This is a genomic window from Rhodobacter sp. SGA-6-6 (genome assembly GCF_011043545.1).
Taxonomy (GTDB): Bacteria; Pseudomonadota; Alphaproteobacteria; order Rhodobacterales; family Rhodobacteraceae; genus Pseudogemmobacter.
This window is the reverse complement of sequence record NZ_JAAKGP010000016.1, coordinates 1-15367: the sequence shown is the minus strand read 5'-3', so window position 1 is coordinate 15367 and position 15367 is coordinate 1. Positions and strand designations below refer to the sequence as shown.

Here is a 15367-nt window from a genome sequence, read left to right as displayed (position 1 = left end):
GCCTTCTGCGCGAATTTCAAGTTCAACGACCAAAGTCGCGGCCTTGTGTCGGCGTGTCCCGTTCCCAACGGGACTGGAAGAAAGCTCCTATGCACTCAACTTAACACCACTCGCACCGAAACCTACAACGGAAAGCGCATCGGTGGCGTCGCGTGCGGCTGTTTTCTGGCGGACGATGGACTGACGCGCCACGGAAGCGGCAAGCAGGCCATCGTGGTTGCCACAATCATAGCGGGTGCCGACGAACCTGAAGGCAGACACATCGGTGTTCCGGGTCGCGGCTGCGATGGCATCGGTCAGCTGCAACTCGCCGCCCTTGCCCAAAGGGGTGCGTTCCAGCAGGCCGAAGATCGTCGGGTCAAGAATGTATCGCCCCACCGCCGCGAACAAGGACGGCGCAGTGCCGGGCCAAGGCTTCTCGACCATTCCGGAAACCGGGATGCGGCGATCAGTCGTGGGTCCGCTGCACTGGAAGATGCCATACTGCGATGTCTCGTGCGCCTTGACCTCCATCGCGGCAATCATGTGCCCCGTGGTGTAATGCGTGGTCATGTCTTCAAGACAGTTCGGCCCCATGATGATGTCATCGGGAAGAAGGACGGCGAAGGGTCCGGGCAGGACCATGTGCTTGCAACACAGCACCGCATGCCCAAGGCCCAGGGCTTTTTCCTGAATCACGAAGCAGACTTCGGGCTTCGGCCTGCCCGGGCTTCTGCCAGAACCGGAGGGCCTGCGGGGTTGCGTGGCGTCAACCGGACCAAGGTAGGTCCGGATGGCCTCCTTGGACGCGCTGATGACCAGCACGATCCGCTCGACCCCGGCGCCTGCGGCCTCTTCCATGGCAAAATCAATCGCCACGCGATCATAGATCGGCAAAAGCTCTTTTGCCGTCATCCGGGTCGCTGGCAGCAAGCGCGTGCCATGCCCGGCCGCTGGGATGATGACCGTCCTTGTCGACATGCTTTTCACCGACTCTCGGCTGTGTGGGGCGTTCTTAGGCCTACAACGAACTCCCAGCCTTTGGGTTCCCGCAAGCATGTATCTTCCTTCCCGTGTCATCGGCCGAGTGCTTCCGCCCTCCGGTGCTGCATCCACACCCGTGGGGCATATCGATCTGAAATAGCTGCAGGCTCAGTGGACTTGCCCGGTTTTGGTGGAGAGCGTTTAGCTCACTTCCCGGGCCTTTCGCTCGAAGGCGATGGGCAGTGGAAGCCGAGCGATAAATGCGGTCTGACCGGGTTATAGAACCCGTCGATATATCTGGCGATGGCGTTTTTGGCCTGATCCCGGGACTGCCGGGCGACGGGCCAGATCAGCTCGGACTTGATGGTCTTGAAGAAGGTCTCGACCATCGAGTTGTCGTAGCAGTTCCCCTTGCCGCTCATCGAGATCAGGATGCCACGTTTGCGGAGCAGGACCTGATAGTCGACAGAGCAGTATTGGGATCCGCGGTCCGAATGGTGGACCAGACCCGGCGCAAGGTTGCGAGCTGCCAGGGCGCGGCGCAGGGTTCGACCGCGAGGTCACGCTTCAACCGGTCACGCATGGTCCAGCCGACGACCCGCCGGGAGAAGAGGTTCAGAACGACGGCAAGGTTGAGCCAGCCCTCGGCGGTCCAGATGTAGGAGATGTCCGCTCCCCACTTTTGGTCAGGCACCTCGGCGGTGAAGTCCTGGGCGACAAGGTTGGGGGCGACGGGCCAGGCATGTTCGTTGTCCGTCGTGCGCTTGAAGCGCCGCTTTTGTCGCGCGATCAACTGGTTATCGCGCATCAGCCGCGCCGTGCGATGCCGCCCGACCTCATGGCCTTCATCGACGAGATCGCGGTGCATGCGCGGGCTGTCGTAGGTGCCGTTCGACAGGGCGAAGGCCGCACGGATGTGTGGGAGGAGCACCATCTCCTCCCGCCGACGACGGCAGGCCCAGGCGCTCATGCCACGCGAAGAAGCCCCTCTGGCTCACGCCCACCGTCACAGTGCCCATACCGCGAGCGCCCGGTTCGATTAAGTATGGCAGTTCATCTTACGCGCTGCCGAGTGAACGCTCTTCGCCCGTTCCTCGCTGGCAAGTGCCCGGCTCGCCGCGCAATGCATGAGCGACCGCTTTTCCGGTGTCGCTGCAACTGTTATGCCGCGATGCCGCAAGTCCGCTTTCCGCCCTTCGCATCACCGAGAACGCATCACTGTGACTGCTCGTTGGGTTTCACCGCCCCAACCGCTTCGCCCTCTCAGCCATCCTGACCACCTGAGCGGCGGCTGTCGCTGCCGCACTCCGCACAGCTGCGGGTGCCTGCACCGCCCCCCGCCCAATCGCTTCACCCGTCGTGAGCGCACCGATCCGCGCCCTGCCCTGCACACCAGAGGTGTTCACTAGCCCCCGCAGGACCCCTGCAGACCCGCTGACGATCGCTGGTGCCGCGGCCACCATCAGGTTCCCCGACATGCCTCGCACGATCAGGGGCGTTGCCGCGACGAAGCCCTTCGCCAGGAACACCATCACGAAGAACGGCACCAGCGAGCCGATGTTGGTCGCGGAGTTCGGGTCGCCGAGTTGAGCCAGCAGCGAATTCGCCATGCCGACGACGGTCGAGAACATGGCGGCGATGACGATTGGGTAGAAGGCGTAGCTGATCGTGGTCGAGACCCACCTGTGGAAGAAATCCTTCGTCGCATCGAAGAGCGAAAGGGCGATCATGATCGGCGCGAGGCCGAGCATCAGGGTCAGCATCATCTTGGCGAAGATGAGGACGATGCCGGTCATGAAGCCAAGCAGGCTCAGGAGCACGAGGCCGATGCCGCCGAGGATCGCGCCGGTCATCCAGTTCAGGTTGTTGCCGATCGCGTTCAGGTATTGGCTGAACTCCGTGATGAGATCATCGAATTCGGCCGCGAAGTAGGTGGCCCCTGCTCCGCCGCCGCCGACCGAGGAGATCAGGGCCCCGGCGACATAGTCGAGCCCGCCGATCACGGCGTTGGCGACCGCGTTGAAGTTGGCCCAATTAAAGGCAAAGAGCCCTATCAACATCAGCTTGATCAGGTACCAGAAGAAGCTGGCCCCGTCCATGCTGCGGAACTGGAAGGCCATGTTGATGCAGACGCCGATCAGCGAAAGCGTGACCATCAGCAGGACGATCGTGCCGGTATTGCTCGCCACGGCCCCGAACTGGGACTCTGCGGCATCGGCAAGGAAGCCATCGGCAGTTCCGACCATCCAGCTGACGATGCTCATTACCAGTTGCCTTGCGCTTCGCAGATATCCTGGACGTCGCGGGCGATCTGGTTCTGTTCGTTTCGGAGGGCCAATTGAGCTTGAGTGTGCTCTGCTTGGGTGTTGGTCGCGAACCGTTCCTCGTATTCGGCCGAGGCGGCATCCCATGACGGGAAGCGGACATCACAGCCGCAGTCACCAGTTGCCTTGATCGTCTCCCAGGACCGCAACTCGTAGAGCCGCATCAACGTCAGCGCCTTGTAGGCCTCGCGCGGGTGGACTTCATCCATCCAAGTCGGGCGCGCGGGCCGGTCGTTGCAGATCCGGTATTGCTGGGGCGTGATGGTCACGGTGAGATCGTTCGTGACCTGAGGCGAGGTCTGGGCGGCGAGGGGCGCGGCCAGCAGGGTGACAGCTGCGGCGAGGATGGTATGGCGCATGGGGATTTCCTTTCGGTTCATTCGGCGGCAACAGCGGGGCGCTTTGTGCCCTCGGTTCCGGCCGTGTTCTGATCTGGATGCCTCGCCTGCCCCGGCAGGAAGAACTCGGTGATGCCGCGGGCGCCGTCGTGTCGGCCCGCCTGGATGATCACGTCGATGGAGCCCTCGATATAGTCGACCATGTCGGCATAGGTCATCGGCACATCGGTTTTCAGGGCCGCGATGGCGAGACGGCGGACGGCGAGTTGCGGGGTTTCGGCATGGAGCGTTGTGAGCGAGCCGCCATGGCCAGTGTTGATCGCCTCAAGGAAGGTCATGGCCTCGCGACCACGGACCTCGCCCAGCACGATCCGATCAGGCCGCATGCGCAGGGTCGAGGCCAGAAGCACATCGGCGCTGCGGGCCTCGGTGTCCCGGTCGGCGATCAGCGTTACGGCATTCGGCTGCTCGGGGCGCAGTTCCGCCGCCTCCTCAATGGTGATGATCCGTTCTTCAGGCGGGATCAGCGAGAGGATCTTGCGTGCCGCCACCGTCTTGCCGGTCGATGTGCCGCCCGAGACGATCATGTTGAGCTTGTTCTCGACGCAGAAGCGCAGGGCGGCATCGATGTCGCCGGAGGCCACCACATCGCGGAGCGCGGCGTTCCGTTCGCGACGCAAACCTTCGAGGCTGCGCTCCTTTCCATAGAGGAAGCCAAGCTGGATGGCCTCCAGCGGCAGGGAGGAGAAGAACCGCAGCGATATGGAGAACCCGCCTTCAACAGCGGGAGGCTGGATCACCTGCGCCCGGATCGGTCGGTCCCGGTAGAGGATCGAGACCGAGACGATGGGCTTCTTGGTGCTGAGCGTAGTCGAGGCGGCCGAGGCGATCTGGTTGCCGAGGTCCTTGATCTCGGTCTGCGTCAGCGGGGTGCCGAGGCCGCGCATGAAATGATCGCCCTGGAACTCGCCCCAGACCTGCCCGTCGGGGTTGATGCAGATCTCGATCGTGTCGTCGCGTTGCACGGGCGCGCCGAGGCGATCGAGCGAGGCTTCGAGATAGCTCGCTGCCATGTCAGAAGATCTCCAGATCGCGGTCGACCATGACCGTGATCCGGGTGCCCTGATCGACATGGATCACAGGCCGGATCGCGAGATAGTCCTGCATCACGCTTTGGGTGCTGTCTCGCACGTCGGTGCCCACGTCACTTGCGATGTCGGCTGCTGCCTCATCCTCGATTTGTCCGGCGGCCGCCGCGGGCAGCGCACCGATGAGCGAGATCAGCGCCGCTGAACCGAACCGCTGAGCAAAGCGGGTATCGACGAAGCCGGTGGTGCCGGTGCGCCCGAGCTCGTCCCCGCCAAAAGCGCTGATTTCCACGGTCTGGTTGTCGGGCAGGATGATGCGGTCCCAGGCCACCATGACCCGCGACTGCGCCAGCGCCACATCGGAGCGATAGCGCCCCACGAGACGCGCACCGCGGGGGATCAGGACGCGGGTACCGTCGAAGGAATGGACGTCCTCGGAGACGATGGCGCGGATCGCGCCGGGCAGTGTGCTGTCGAGCGCTGTCTCGGTCACGGCCTGGATCATCGTGCCTTGCACGACGGTGTTGCCGGGGTTCACGATCACTACGGCCCGCGTCACCGGAGCGGGCCTTGCGCCTGCGCGCACGAAGGCTTCGTCCTCATTCAGGCGTGCCGCCTCAAGGCTGTTCTCCCGGTCGGTCCCTGCCCCCATCCCGGAAAACGCGATCATGGGCGAGGCGATGCGTTCGGCCCGTGCCTCGGCCTCCGCGATGCGGCGGCGCTCGAGTTCGGCGAGCCGCAGCTCCTCCTCGTTCGGCCCGAGGTCCGTCGGCGCAGGCGGGGTCAGCCGCGCGACTTCGAGGTCCATGCGCAGCTGGTCAAGCTCGCGGTCGCGTTCGGTCAACTGCCGTTCAAGCGCGCGCTGCGCCTCGGTAGAGGCCTCCTGCAGCGCCGCGATCTGCGCCGTGAGATCGGCGATGGCCTGCTCCGCGCCGCTGTCAGACGCCTCGACGGGCCGCGCGCGCAGGTCTTCAAGTTCCGCCCGTAGCGTCGCAAGGCTTTCCATCAGCGCGAGTTCCGACTCGGAGGGACCAGTCTCGGCCAGCGGCGGTGCAGGCTCGACCACGGGCATGGGGGCGAGGTCGCCGAAGCCCGATCCCGTGGTCTGGAACTCTTCGGGGGCTGCGGTCGGCAAGGGCGCTTCCGGTGATGGCTGAAGGGCGGCCCAGGCCAGGCCGCCCACGGCCACGATCCCGGCCACACCGAGGATGACGGTTAGCGGGGAGGGCCGTGCACCACCGCGCTTCTTGTCGCCCGTCGCTTCTAGAGTCGCGAGGCGCGCGGCCAGGTCTTCGGTGTCCTGGCTCATGACGTGGGCCCACCCATATCCTGAACACAGACCACGTCCTCGCCGAGGCGCAGGACCCATTGGCGATTGACGCCCGAGACGCGGATGACACCATCCTCGAGTGCCGTGCTGTTCACCGCCCGCTCGCCGCCATTGGCATAGCGGAAGATCGCCGGGACCGGCGCGTTCCGCGCGAAGCGGAAATACGTGAAGGTACCATCATCCCAGATGGCCGTCGGCGTGAACTCTTCTCGGGCGCTGACCGCATAGTTCGAGTTCGGCGCATCGGCCGCAACCGCCCTGGTGGGTTGCACGCGGTTTTCAGGATAGCGGAACTGCACGACATAATGCGGCGTCTCCCGGGCTTCGACGACATGGAAGTAGTAGGAGCGGCGGTTGGTGTAGACGGTGATGTTGGTGGCGACGCCAGATGCTGTCGGCTTGATGGCGAAGGCACGGCCACCCGGGACACCGTCGAATTGAAACCCGACCGTATCGCCGGCGATGATCGAGCGGATGGTTTCACCCTCACCGAATTCGACTGTGGTGACACGGGTCAGAGTCGTGACGACACGGTAAACCTGGCCCTCAGTCCAGGTCGCCACGCGCACGCGATTGTCGTGCGAGCCTGGGCGGGGGGTGGTCTCGGCCAAGGCAGTTGTTCCCGCGAACGCGAGAATGCTGGCGGCCAACAGCGTAGAGATTAGAGTGCGAGTCATTCGGAACGATCCGATCGGATGGCATATTGGGTGACGGTGAAGCCGAAGGGGTTTTGCCAGACGTCGTCGATCGTCCGGGTCCGTTCGGGTTCGAAGGCAAACATGAGCGTGGCGGTGAAGGAACCGTCCTGTGCCCCTTGCGGGCTGGTCAGGCGCTTTCTGAGGCGCACCTGCGCGCGGTTGTCCCCTATGAGCGTGATCGAGGCGATCTCGACAGCCATCTCTGCCGCGGGGCCATATCGCGTCGGCGGATAGCTGTCCTGACCGGAGGTCCACATGGCGCGCATGCTGGCCTCGGCCGCCCCGGTGGATTGCGCCAGCACGCGGCGCACGCGCAGGTCGTTGTCGAGCTGGTTGTAGACCTCGCGGTCGAGGATGTAGCGGTAGATCTGCGCCTCGATGATGGCGGGCCGCTCGGCAAGCGAGACCGTTTCGACCGTGGCGTTCGGCAGAGCGAGACCGGTCGCGGGGTCATAGGGCACGACAACGGGCGGCGGCACCTCGACCATCAGGGCGACAGCAGCCGCTGCAAGGCAGCCGCAAATGCCAAAGCCCGCCCCGCAAAGGCCGATCATCCGCCAGAGCTGCTCCCGGCGCAGTGCGCCGTGGATCAGTTCCTCCTCGACCAGTTCCCGGGCACTCATGCCTGCCGTCATGTCCGGTGCCTTGGTCATGGCGCGAGGCTCGGCAGGGTGAAGTCCATGTAGCGGCGCTCTTCGGCGACGGTGGCAGCATCCACCACGCCGGCATTGCCCGCGCCGAGGGTCTGGATCGCCTCAAGCTCCCACATCCGAGTCATGGCGATGGCCAGTTCCGCCGTGACGCGGGTGTTGTGGTCCATCGATGCCTTCAGGTCCTCCATGTCGGGGATCATCGCGACGAGCTGTTCGACACGTTCGAGGGATTGCGCTGCCTCTGCATGGCTGTTCTGGGCCGCCGCCGACATCACGGCACCGGTCGTGGCGCGGGTCGCGACTCCTTCCGCGCCTGGATTGCCACTGGTGGCGATCTCGCGCAGCGAGTCCTCGTCGAACCCGGCACTCGCCAGAGCCTGTTCCATCTGCGTGCGCAGGGGACCTGCGTTGGGGCCGATCAGGCTCGACCAGTCGCCCGCCTGGATGCCCCGGATCAGGCCAGGGATGTCTTCGAAATTGGCCTGCAGGAGGCCGTCGAGGTCACCGCCCATGGCGAGACCGAGAATGCTGCGTGGCCCGGTCAGCGACGCATACATCTCTTCGAGCTGGTCGAACTGCTGCTGCAGGAGGTCAAGCTGCGCCAGCGCATTGTCCAGAAGATCGGTCTGGATCCCGAAATCTTGCAGCATCTGCTGAAGCTGGCGGATTTCCTGGGCGATGTTCTGGGTATCGACCGTGGGCACGCCCTGTGCGGTGACGGGCCCCGCAAGGGCGGCGGCCAGTGCGACAGTCGCGGCGGTGGTGGTGAGGAAAATGCGCAGTGGCCTTCTCATCGCAATGTCTCCTGGGTGAAATCCATGAACTGTCGCTCGGCGGCCTGGGCCGCGGCCATGGCGAGTTGTTCCTCGCTTAAGGCTCGTGTGTGGGCGGCCTTGATCCGGGTGCGGATCGCGACCAGCCGAGCAAGCTCGGCGCGCGCATAGGTGTTGAGCGCGATCGCCTCGTGCAGATCTTCGGTCTCGCCGATGCGAGTGATGATGTCCTGCACGCGCAGGGCGGCAGCGCGGACAGAGACCAGCGAGTAGTCGCCATAAACGCCTGCGCCATGGGCCGAGAGGCTGAAACTCGCGTTGGCCAGAAGCACAGGGTCGATGGTGCCGAGCGCATCGATACCGCCCACGGCGGCGAGGTAGCTGTTGTACTGCTGCGGGATCACCACAACGTAATGCTGGGTTTCCGCGAAGGGCGGGACGCCGCCGTAGTCCTGCACGTTGCCCGGGCCTGCGTTGTAAGCGGCAAGCGCATGGATGATGTTGCCATCGAACATGTTCAGCATCATCGCGAGGTAACGCGCACCGCCTGTGACCTGCAGGTACGGGTCGTCGTAATAGGCCGGGTTGATGCCAAGATCGCTCGCGGTAGCGGGCATGATCTGCGTCAGCCCGAATGCCCCAACGGGGGAGCGTGCCCCGATCTGGAAACGGCTTTCCTGCCAGATCAGCGCCTGCAGCAGGCAGCGCCACTGCACAAGCGACAGCCCCGCGCGGCTGACGCCCGGCAGACTGTGCGTGTCGCGCGCGGCGCGGATGATCAGTTCCTCGATCCCTTCCCGGGCGTCGCCGAACATCCGGGCTGCGGCCGGGTTGTTGTCTTCGGGTGCATATAGGCTGGCTGCAGCACTCTCGACGTCGCCAACAGCCCCCTGCCCCGCCTCCAGCCCGGCCACTGTGCCTGCGACATCGCCGGAGCCGAGGGACATCGCATCCATCAGCCCCTCGAGCGAGGCGAGTTGCTGTCGTTCGATCTCGGCCAGCTCCTCTTCCCGGGTCAGCCGGTCCTGCTGTAGCGCCAGATCCTGATCGGTCTGATCGAGGATTGCCTGCCGCTCTGCGAAGAGGCGCAGGTCGAAAGTCGGCACGCCTTGGGCGTTGGCTGGCCCGGCAGCGGGGCCAGCCAGCGCCAGGCTGACCATCGAGAGGGGGAGCCAGCTCCGCATCCGCTCAGCCACCCGCCCCCAGCATCACGAAATCGCAAGCCGTATCGCGCCGCGTGACGGCGGCACCCATGGTCGAGATCGTCGTCGTGGCGGTGGCAGTTCCTGCCTGTACAGGCGCGTCGCGGAAGTTGAAGCAATTGGCTTGCGCGGGGTTATGCTGCGCGCAAGCCGTAAGGGTCAGGCCGAGGCAAAGCAGCACGGCGCTGCGCAAGATGGTACGGGTCATGTCACTCTCCAGAAATCAGGGCGGTCACGGAAATCGGGGCCGACAAGGGCCTCGCCCTTCTCCATGCCGCCAAGGATGGTCACGAGGGGGCCGAGTGCGCTGAGATCGGCATCGATCACCACAGCACCCCGGTCATCTCGGACTAGGGCGAGCCGTGACGCCGACCCGACGCCCAGAAGCACGTCGAGTTCCTTCTCGCTGAGGCCGAGCATGGCGTAGTCGGCGGCCGAGGCGCGGATGTTGGGCAGAAGCACTTGCGTCGGCACGGCTTCGACGATGGTCTTGCCGGTGCGCGTGCGCTCAAGCTGGCTGGCATATTGGGTCAACATTACGACGACGGCGTTCTGCTTGCGGGCGGTCACCAGCCAGTTCGAGAGCCGTTCCGCGAAATACGCGTTGTCGAGCGCCTTCCACGCCTCGTCGACGACGATGATGGTGGGCTTGCGGTCCTCGATCACCCGCTCGACCCGGCGGAAGAGATAGGACAGGACCGCCATGCGTTCCCGCTCGCTTTCGGAGTCGAGGATGCCGGTGAGGTCGAACCCTGCGACATCGCCGTCGATGCTGAAGCTGTCCTCGGCATTCGCCCCGAAGATCCAGCCGTAGCGGCCATCGGCGGTCCATTCCTGCATCCGCTCGAAGAGATCACCTTCGTCGTCGGTCGAGACGAGGAGCGAGGCGAAATCCGACCAGTTGCGCAGGCCTGCGTTCCCGGCGCTGGCGTTCTGGCGCACGACCTCCTGCACGCGGTTGGTCTGCACGGGAGTCAGCGGCCGGTCGCGGCGCTCGAGGAGGCTTGCGAGCCAATCGGCCAGCCAAGCCTGACCGCGGGCGTCAATCTCGGTCTGAAGCGGGTTCAGGCCCGTGGGCCGTCCGGCCCGCACGGTCGAATAACTGCCGCCAAGCGCACGGACGGCCATCTCCATGCCAGCGCGATAGTCGAAGACGAAGAGCCGCGCGCCTGCGCGCTGCGCCATGGTCATGAGGAAAGCCGCCAGCACGGATTTGCCCGAGCCGGGACGCCCCAGGATCAGCGTGTGCCCGCCTGTGGGCTCGCGGTCCGGCGCGCCTTGTTCGTGGAAGTTGAAGCGAAACCCGCTCCGCTCAGGCGTCGGAAAGAGCGTGATCGGCACGCCCCAGGGCACTTCCCGACCAGTCTTGCCGAGCGGCGTACGGTGGAAGGTCGCGAGATCGGCGAAGTTGTGGTTCGTGATCGCAGCCTTGCGGCTGCGCGCCCCGGTATTGCCGGGATGCTGCGCCATGAAATGCGCCCGCGCGCCGAAGGCTTCCGAGATCAGGTTGATGCCGGAGGTGGCGGAGATGTTGCGGATCTCGGCAGCGATGTCGTCAAGCGCTGGCTGGGTGCGCGCATAGACCGCCACGGTCATGTGGTGCTCGCCGAAGATCAGGCGTTTGGATTCCAGATCGTCCTGCGCGAGTTCCAACTCCTGCGCGAGGCTGACAGCCCCGTCATTGGCGGCCTGCATAAGCCGCAGCTGCCGTTTGATCCGTCCTGCCATGATGTTGGCGTTGATCGGCACAAAAGAATGCGTGACGACCATGTCCACGGGCAGGTTCAGCTCGTCGAGCATCAGGCTGTCGGTCTTGGCGGGATAGTTCTTCACCGCGAAGATCACGCCGACCTTGTCACCGACGGCGCCGTCGGAAAGGGCGATGGTCGTGCCGCGGAAGGTCACGCGGGTATTGGCGACATCCTCGGCGATCACGCCGAGGCGCGACCGCGGGAAGAGTGGGTGCTCTTCGCCCGTGTTCAGGGATCCGAGAAACCCGAGAAGCTCTCCGGTTCTGGCGGCTAGCAGGCGGGGCTTCAGCTCGTCGAAGGACGACAGCAGAAAGCCTACGACCTCATCGAGCTTGCGCAAGCGTCGGGTCGTGTCCGCCGCATGCCGGGCGCGAGACGCACCTAGACCGAAGGGCAAACGGCTGCCGGCCTCGGGGCGCTTCAGCACCGTCAGGGTCAGTGTCTTGTCGCGCAGGCCAGATTGGCCCAGATGCGCCCGCCAGCGCTGATCGATGGTGGCGGCGAACCCCTCGCCCGAGATCGGTGGCAGGGTCGCCTCGACGGCCTTCGAGACCTTGTGCAGGTAGAAGGAGAAATCGGTTCCCACCTGCGCGACGATCCCGGCGAGAAGCCCGCCGATCCGGTCTAGATGCGCGTTCTCGCTCGTGGTGCTGTTCACTCCCTCAAGCCGGATGCACTGCATCAGCTCGTTGCCCCGCGTCCGGATCGTTCGGTCGTTGACGAGGCTGACATAGGGCAGCATGGATGAAAGCCGCTTCTCGCCCTTGACCCATGCGGGCAGCGCGGTCAGCGGATCGAGCGCGTCCGCCACGTCATCGGCCAGTCCATCACGGGGCATAGCTGTCGCCCCCGTGGAGCTTGCGGTTCGTTGTGGGCGGCGTTTCCTGCAAGGTGATCACCAGGACATCGAGAAAGTTCGGATCCCAGTCCGCGGCTTTCCAAAGCGCCGGCCAGGCCAACCCCGCGAACACAGCCACCACCCAGCTCTGCACCCAGAGAAACAGAAGCGTCGAGCCGAAGAGCCAGACCATGGCGTACATGATCGGCAAGCCCATCAGCTTGGGCGGCCTGAGAAGGCCAATGAACACGCGGGACTGGTCGGACATCGGTTTTGCTCAGGTCGTCCAGATGGCGGCGACGATGGTGGGCGCCGCGGCGATGCCCGCGATCGCGACCACGACCCAGAGCGCCTGACGGAAATCGAGGATGCCGAAGAGCCAGGACAGGAACACGCCGATCAGCGCCAGCGTGCCGATCACGATGCCCAAGGGGCCGGTGATGGCGTTCACGATGCCCTGCAGCAAGGTCTGGACCGGCGAGAGATCGATACTCTGCGCCAGTGCGGGATCTGCGAGCACGATGAGGGCCATCGCGCCCATGAGCGTGCAAGTCACCGCGCGGGCGGCAACGGGGGAAAGTCTGGATGTCACGAGAGATCTCCTCTGAGCCGTTGGAACACGGCAGTCACACGGGCCACATGGCCCTGGGTTTCGCGGAAAGGGGGAATGCCACCGTGGCGGGTCACCGCCTCGGGCCCGGCATTGTAGGCGGCCAACGCCAGCGCAGGATCGCCGAAGCGCTCCAGCATCATCAGAAGGTACCGGGCTGAGCCGTCGAGATTCTGGGCGATGTCATGGGGATCGACGCCGAGATCGCGCGCGGTATCGGGCATCAGTTGGCCGAGTCCGATGGCGCCGACGGGGCTGCGCGCGCCGGGATTGTACGCGCTCTCGACCTCGATATTGGCGCGGTAGAACAGCGCCCAATCAGTGACCGACAGGCCCGCCTGACGCAGGGCGTCATGCCTGCCGTAGCGCAGCGCCGTGGTCTCTATGGCGTGGAGGATTTCGGGGGTGGCGCGGACAGCACGCGGGGCGATCGCTGCGGCAGCTGTCACATCGCTCAGGGGAGCATCATCCCCACGGGACTGCGGTGCTGCAAAGAGAAAGAGACGATCTGGAAGGAGTCCAATCTGGGCATCTTCTTCGCCAGTGAACGAGCGCAGACTGTTCGTGGTCTCGGCGGTATCGATCAGTCGGCCATCAGGGCTGACCTGGAAGATGAAACCGTCGGCCAGGGCCAAGGGTGCGGAACAAACACCTGTACCCAGTGCAACGACGAGCGCAAAGGCGCGGTCAGTTGTCCTTGACCAGAACCGGACCGGTCCGCGGCTCGGACGTGCGTCCGGGGGCTGCGTGGCGTTCGCGGGCACCCTCGACAAGCGGGATGCTGGCTGTCGTGCAGCCCATGTCGGCAAGGAAGCTGACAAGGCCGACGATGGTCTTGAAATCGCGCAGCTTGAGGACGCTACGGCTGGTGACGAGCATCTTGTCGTCGCGCCCGTCCGGGGCAACGGCCCGGATGACCCAGGCGCCGTACCAACTGTTGTGGCGCTTCTCGGCCCCTTCCTTGCAGACCACCTCGATGAGGTAGCCTTCGGCAAGGAGGCCGCGCAGTCCATCTTCTGTAACCACATTCGGGGCTTCTTCTATCATGGCCTTCCCTTGGATCCTTCTTCTGCCTGGGTGCAGTCTCGGGCCCACGGGGTCGCAACACCGTGGGCGATACAAGACAACATGAATGATATCAAGACAATTAAAACGACTTGACGAAGATCGCCTTGCTCCGATAACGGTGATAGCTGACAAAATTATGATCTTAAAGGCGGCAAAGGAGTTTTGCCCTGCACATGTCCTGTGCGTGCAACATCCCCCTGGCGCTGCTGATCACCGTCCTTGTGGTGAGTGGTCCGGCCCATGCCTGCATCCCGCCCGAACGGCCGTTCCTGCCCGCGTCCCGAGAAGACATGCGCGCCTACGCGGACCTGATCCGGGGGGATTTCGAGGCCTATATCGCCGACGTCCAGGAGTATTTCCGCTGCCTCGATGATGAACGCGCGCGGGCTTTTGTTGAGGCCAGGCAGGTAAGCGAGGACTACGGGCGGTTCGTTGATGTCCTAGATTGACAGGGTGGGCGGAAGGACTAAGCCGCTCCGCGGCATAGGCGCCTGTGGCTGGCGCTCGGCTCCCGAGTCAGCGTTACTCTTTGTGTGAAGCCGTTCCGGGCTGACGATTTGGGTCTTCCCATTCGACAGACAGGAGGTTTCGATGAAGGAGGAGAAGACCACCCCGCTGCGTCAGCGGATGATCGAGGACATGCGCATTCGCGGCATGGCCGAGAAGACCCAGGCCGCGCATATCCGTGCCGTCAAGGATTTCGCCCTATTCCTGAAGCGCTCACCGGACACCGCTACGCCTGAGGAGCTGCGCGCCTACCAGCTCCACATGACGAATGCCGGTATGAGTGCGACGACCTTCAACGTGCGGGTCTTGTCGCTGCGATTCTTCTTCGGCATGACCTGTGGCCGGGACGAGATGAAGCGGCACATGCAGTTCCGGCGGGCGCCGCGCAAGCTGCCGGCGGTGCTCAGCGTCGAGGAGGTCGGTTACATCCTGGCGGCGGCACCCGGGCCGGGGCTGAAGTATCGCGCGGCCCTCGGCATCAGCTATGGCGCGGGATTGCGTGCCGCCGAGGTCTGTCACCTCCGGGTTCAGGATATCGACAGCGGTCGGATGTTGATCCACGTCGAAAAACCTTCAGGAAAGCGGACCGTCGCACTGTACGAAACAATGTCAGCTTTCGGATCCGTCCCCGTAGTCTTGGCTCATCTGATCTCGAAAGAATCTATAACTGCCGAACCAACTTTAGGCAGTTCTGGACAGGGGTGCGGAGATGGCGGCAGGATAACGACTAGTGGCCTGCGCGCGCCTCGACAGTGCGGTGGGGGCGAGCGAGCTGGGTATTAGGGTGTAGCGAGAGGCGATCGAGGGCGACGCCATCTCAAGCGTTGCCGAGGTCCTGGCGCAGTTCACCCAGGTCGAGTGCAGGCGCAAGGCCGATCGTCCGGAACTGCCCAAAGCGCTGCGCCTAGCGAAGGCTTCCGCCCGCAATGATCGCGTTGATCATTTCGGCGACGGTCCGGTGCCTTTCCATTTCGAGTTCGGTGCCAACGGCATTCTCATGGGTCGCCGCGGCGTCGCGAAGAAGCCCCACGATCTCGTGCTCCGGCATCACCCCGAGATCTTTCATGGCAAGCAGGAGCGCCTCGCAGATCGACAGGGCAGCCCGGCCTGTATGCTCGTCTGCGGCAGACATACGGGTTTCCTTCACTGGCACCCTGCACCCACAGGTCACGGGCAATTGCGTCCGTACTTCTCGCAGGAAGTGCTCTATGCTGAACTGATCCA

Annotated in this window: 18 protein-coding genes and 1 pseudogene; 2 read left to right on the top strand and 17 right to left on the bottom strand. The window is 64.4% G+C overall.

Translation table 11 applies throughout. From position 1 onward, the window contains the following. Positions 1 to 87 precede the first annotated feature (87 nt). The 16 genes and pseudogenes from G5B31_RS18770 to G5B31_RS18690 all read right to left on the bottom strand — a co-directional run bounded on the left by G5B31_RS18770 (position 88) and on the right by G5B31_RS18690 (position 13615). Positions 88 to 960: a UTP--glucose-1-phosphate uridylyltransferase gene (locus G5B31_RS18770; RefSeq protein WP_165019747.1), complete on the bottom strand. Its 873-nt coding sequence runs from the start codon at positions 958 to 960 to the stop codon at positions 88 to 90. Between the two features lie 209 nt (positions 961 to 1169). Then, positions 1170 to 1961: pseudogene (locus G5B31_RS21280) on the bottom strand (IS3 family transposase); the annotation flags it as partial. A gap of 240 nt (positions 1962 to 2201) precedes the next feature. After that, positions 2202 to 3227, bottom strand: a complete 1026-nt coding sequence (locus tag G5B31_RS18755) for a type IV secretion system protein (protein ID WP_165019745.1) — start codon at positions 3225 to 3227, stop codon at positions 2202 to 2204. After that, the gene (locus G5B31_RS18750) at positions 3227 to 3646 is read right to left on the bottom strand and encodes a hypothetical protein (protein WP_165019744.1); all 420 of its coding nucleotides are present in this window, start codon (positions 3644 to 3646) and stop codon (positions 3227 to 3229) included. The genes G5B31_RS18755 and G5B31_RS18750 overlap by 1 nt, the downstream gene beginning before the upstream one ends. 17 nt (positions 3647 to 3663) lie before the next feature. Next, positions 3664 to 4698: an ATPase, T2SS/T4P/T4SS family gene (locus G5B31_RS18745; RefSeq protein WP_165019743.1), complete on the bottom strand. Its 1035-nt coding sequence runs from the start codon at positions 4696 to 4698 to the stop codon at positions 3664 to 3666. Between the two features lies 1 nt (position 4699). Continuing rightward, positions 4700 to 6022 carry a TrbI/VirB10 family protein gene (locus tag G5B31_RS18740; RefSeq protein ID WP_165019742.1) on the bottom strand — a complete coding sequence of 441 codons (1323 nt, stop codon included), beginning with the start codon at positions 6020 to 6022 and terminating at the stop codon, positions 4700 to 4702. Then, positions 6019 to 6720 carry a TrbG/VirB9 family P-type conjugative transfer protein gene (locus tag G5B31_RS18735; protein ID WP_165019741.1) on the bottom strand — a complete coding sequence of 234 codons (702 nt, stop codon included), beginning with the start codon at positions 6718 to 6720 and terminating at the stop codon, positions 6019 to 6021. Before G5B31_RS18735 ends, G5B31_RS18740 begins: the two co-directional genes overlap by 4 nt. Further along, the gene (locus tag G5B31_RS18730; protein ID WP_165019768.1) at positions 6717 to 7364 is read right to left on the bottom strand and encodes a virB8 family protein; all 648 of its coding nucleotides are present in this window, start codon (positions 7362 to 7364) and stop codon (positions 6717 to 6719) included. Before G5B31_RS18730 ends, G5B31_RS18735 begins: the two co-directional genes overlap by 4 nt. Positions 7365 to 7390: 26 nt before the next feature. Then, positions 7391 to 8188: a type IV secretion system protein gene (locus G5B31_RS18725; RefSeq protein WP_165019740.1), complete on the bottom strand. Its 798-nt coding sequence runs from the start codon at positions 8186 to 8188 to the stop codon at positions 7391 to 7393. Beyond that, positions 8185 to 9351: a lytic transglycosylase domain-containing protein gene (locus tag G5B31_RS18720; protein ID WP_165019739.1), complete on the bottom strand. Its 1167-nt coding sequence runs from the start codon at positions 9349 to 9351 to the stop codon at positions 8185 to 8187. The genes G5B31_RS18725 and G5B31_RS18720 overlap by 4 nt, the downstream gene beginning before the upstream one ends. Before the next feature lie 4 nt (positions 9352 to 9355). Further along, positions 9356 to 9577 (bottom strand): hypothetical protein, encoded by a 222-nt coding sequence (locus tag G5B31_RS18715; RefSeq protein WP_165019738.1) that lies wholly within the window; start codon positions 9575 to 9577, stop codon positions 9356 to 9358. Next, positions 9574 to 11958 (bottom strand): type IV secretion system protein B4, encoded by a 2385-nt coding sequence (locus G5B31_RS18710; protein WP_165019737.1) that lies wholly within the window; start codon positions 11956 to 11958, stop codon positions 9574 to 9576. The genes G5B31_RS18715 and G5B31_RS18710 overlap by 4 nt, the downstream gene beginning before the upstream one ends. After that, a complete protein-coding gene (locus tag G5B31_RS18705) occupies positions 11948 to 12226 on the bottom strand; it encodes a type IV secretion system protein VirB3 (RefSeq protein ID WP_018065947.1) in 279 nt (92 codons plus the stop codon). Before G5B31_RS18705 ends, G5B31_RS18710 begins: the two co-directional genes overlap by 11 nt. Before the next feature lie 9 nt (positions 12227 to 12235). Continuing rightward, on the bottom strand, positions 12236 to 12514 hold the full coding sequence (locus tag G5B31_RS18700; protein WP_394352146.1) for a TrbC/VirB2 family protein: 279 nt from the start codon (positions 12512 to 12514) through the stop codon (positions 12236 to 12238). A gap of 32 nt (positions 12515 to 12546) precedes the next feature. Next, positions 12547 to 13332 (bottom strand): lytic transglycosylase domain-containing protein, encoded by a 786-nt coding sequence (locus G5B31_RS18695; RefSeq protein WP_165019735.1) that lies wholly within the window; start codon positions 13330 to 13332, stop codon positions 12547 to 12549. Next, complete coding sequence (locus tag G5B31_RS18690; protein ID WP_045682569.1) at positions 13256 to 13615, bottom strand: hypothetical protein; 360 nt, start codon at positions 13613 to 13615, stop codon at positions 13256 to 13258. The genes G5B31_RS18695 and G5B31_RS18690 overlap by 77 nt, the downstream gene beginning before the upstream one ends. Before the next feature lie 194 nt (positions 13616 to 13809). On the opposite strand from G5B31_RS18690, the gene G5B31_RS18685 reads away from it, so the two are divergent. Together G5B31_RS18685 and G5B31_RS18680 are read left to right on the top strand one after the other, a co-directional pair. Then, the gene (locus G5B31_RS18685; protein ID WP_165019734.1) at positions 13810 to 14085 is read left to right on the top strand and encodes a hypothetical protein; all 276 of its coding nucleotides are present in this window, start codon (positions 13810 to 13812) and stop codon (positions 14083 to 14085) included. A gap of 142 nt (positions 14086 to 14227) precedes the next feature. Then, positions 14228 to 14926 carry a site-specific integrase gene (locus G5B31_RS18680; RefSeq protein WP_165019733.1) on the top strand — a complete coding sequence of 233 codons (699 nt, stop codon included), beginning with the start codon at positions 14228 to 14230 and terminating at the stop codon, positions 14924 to 14926. 121 nt (positions 14927 to 15047) lie between these two features. Here the strand turns inward: G5B31_RS18680 and G5B31_RS18675 are convergent. Then, on the bottom strand, positions 15048 to 15367 hold a 320-nt coding region (locus tag G5B31_RS18675), incomplete at its 5' end, for a hypothetical protein (protein WP_394352144.1).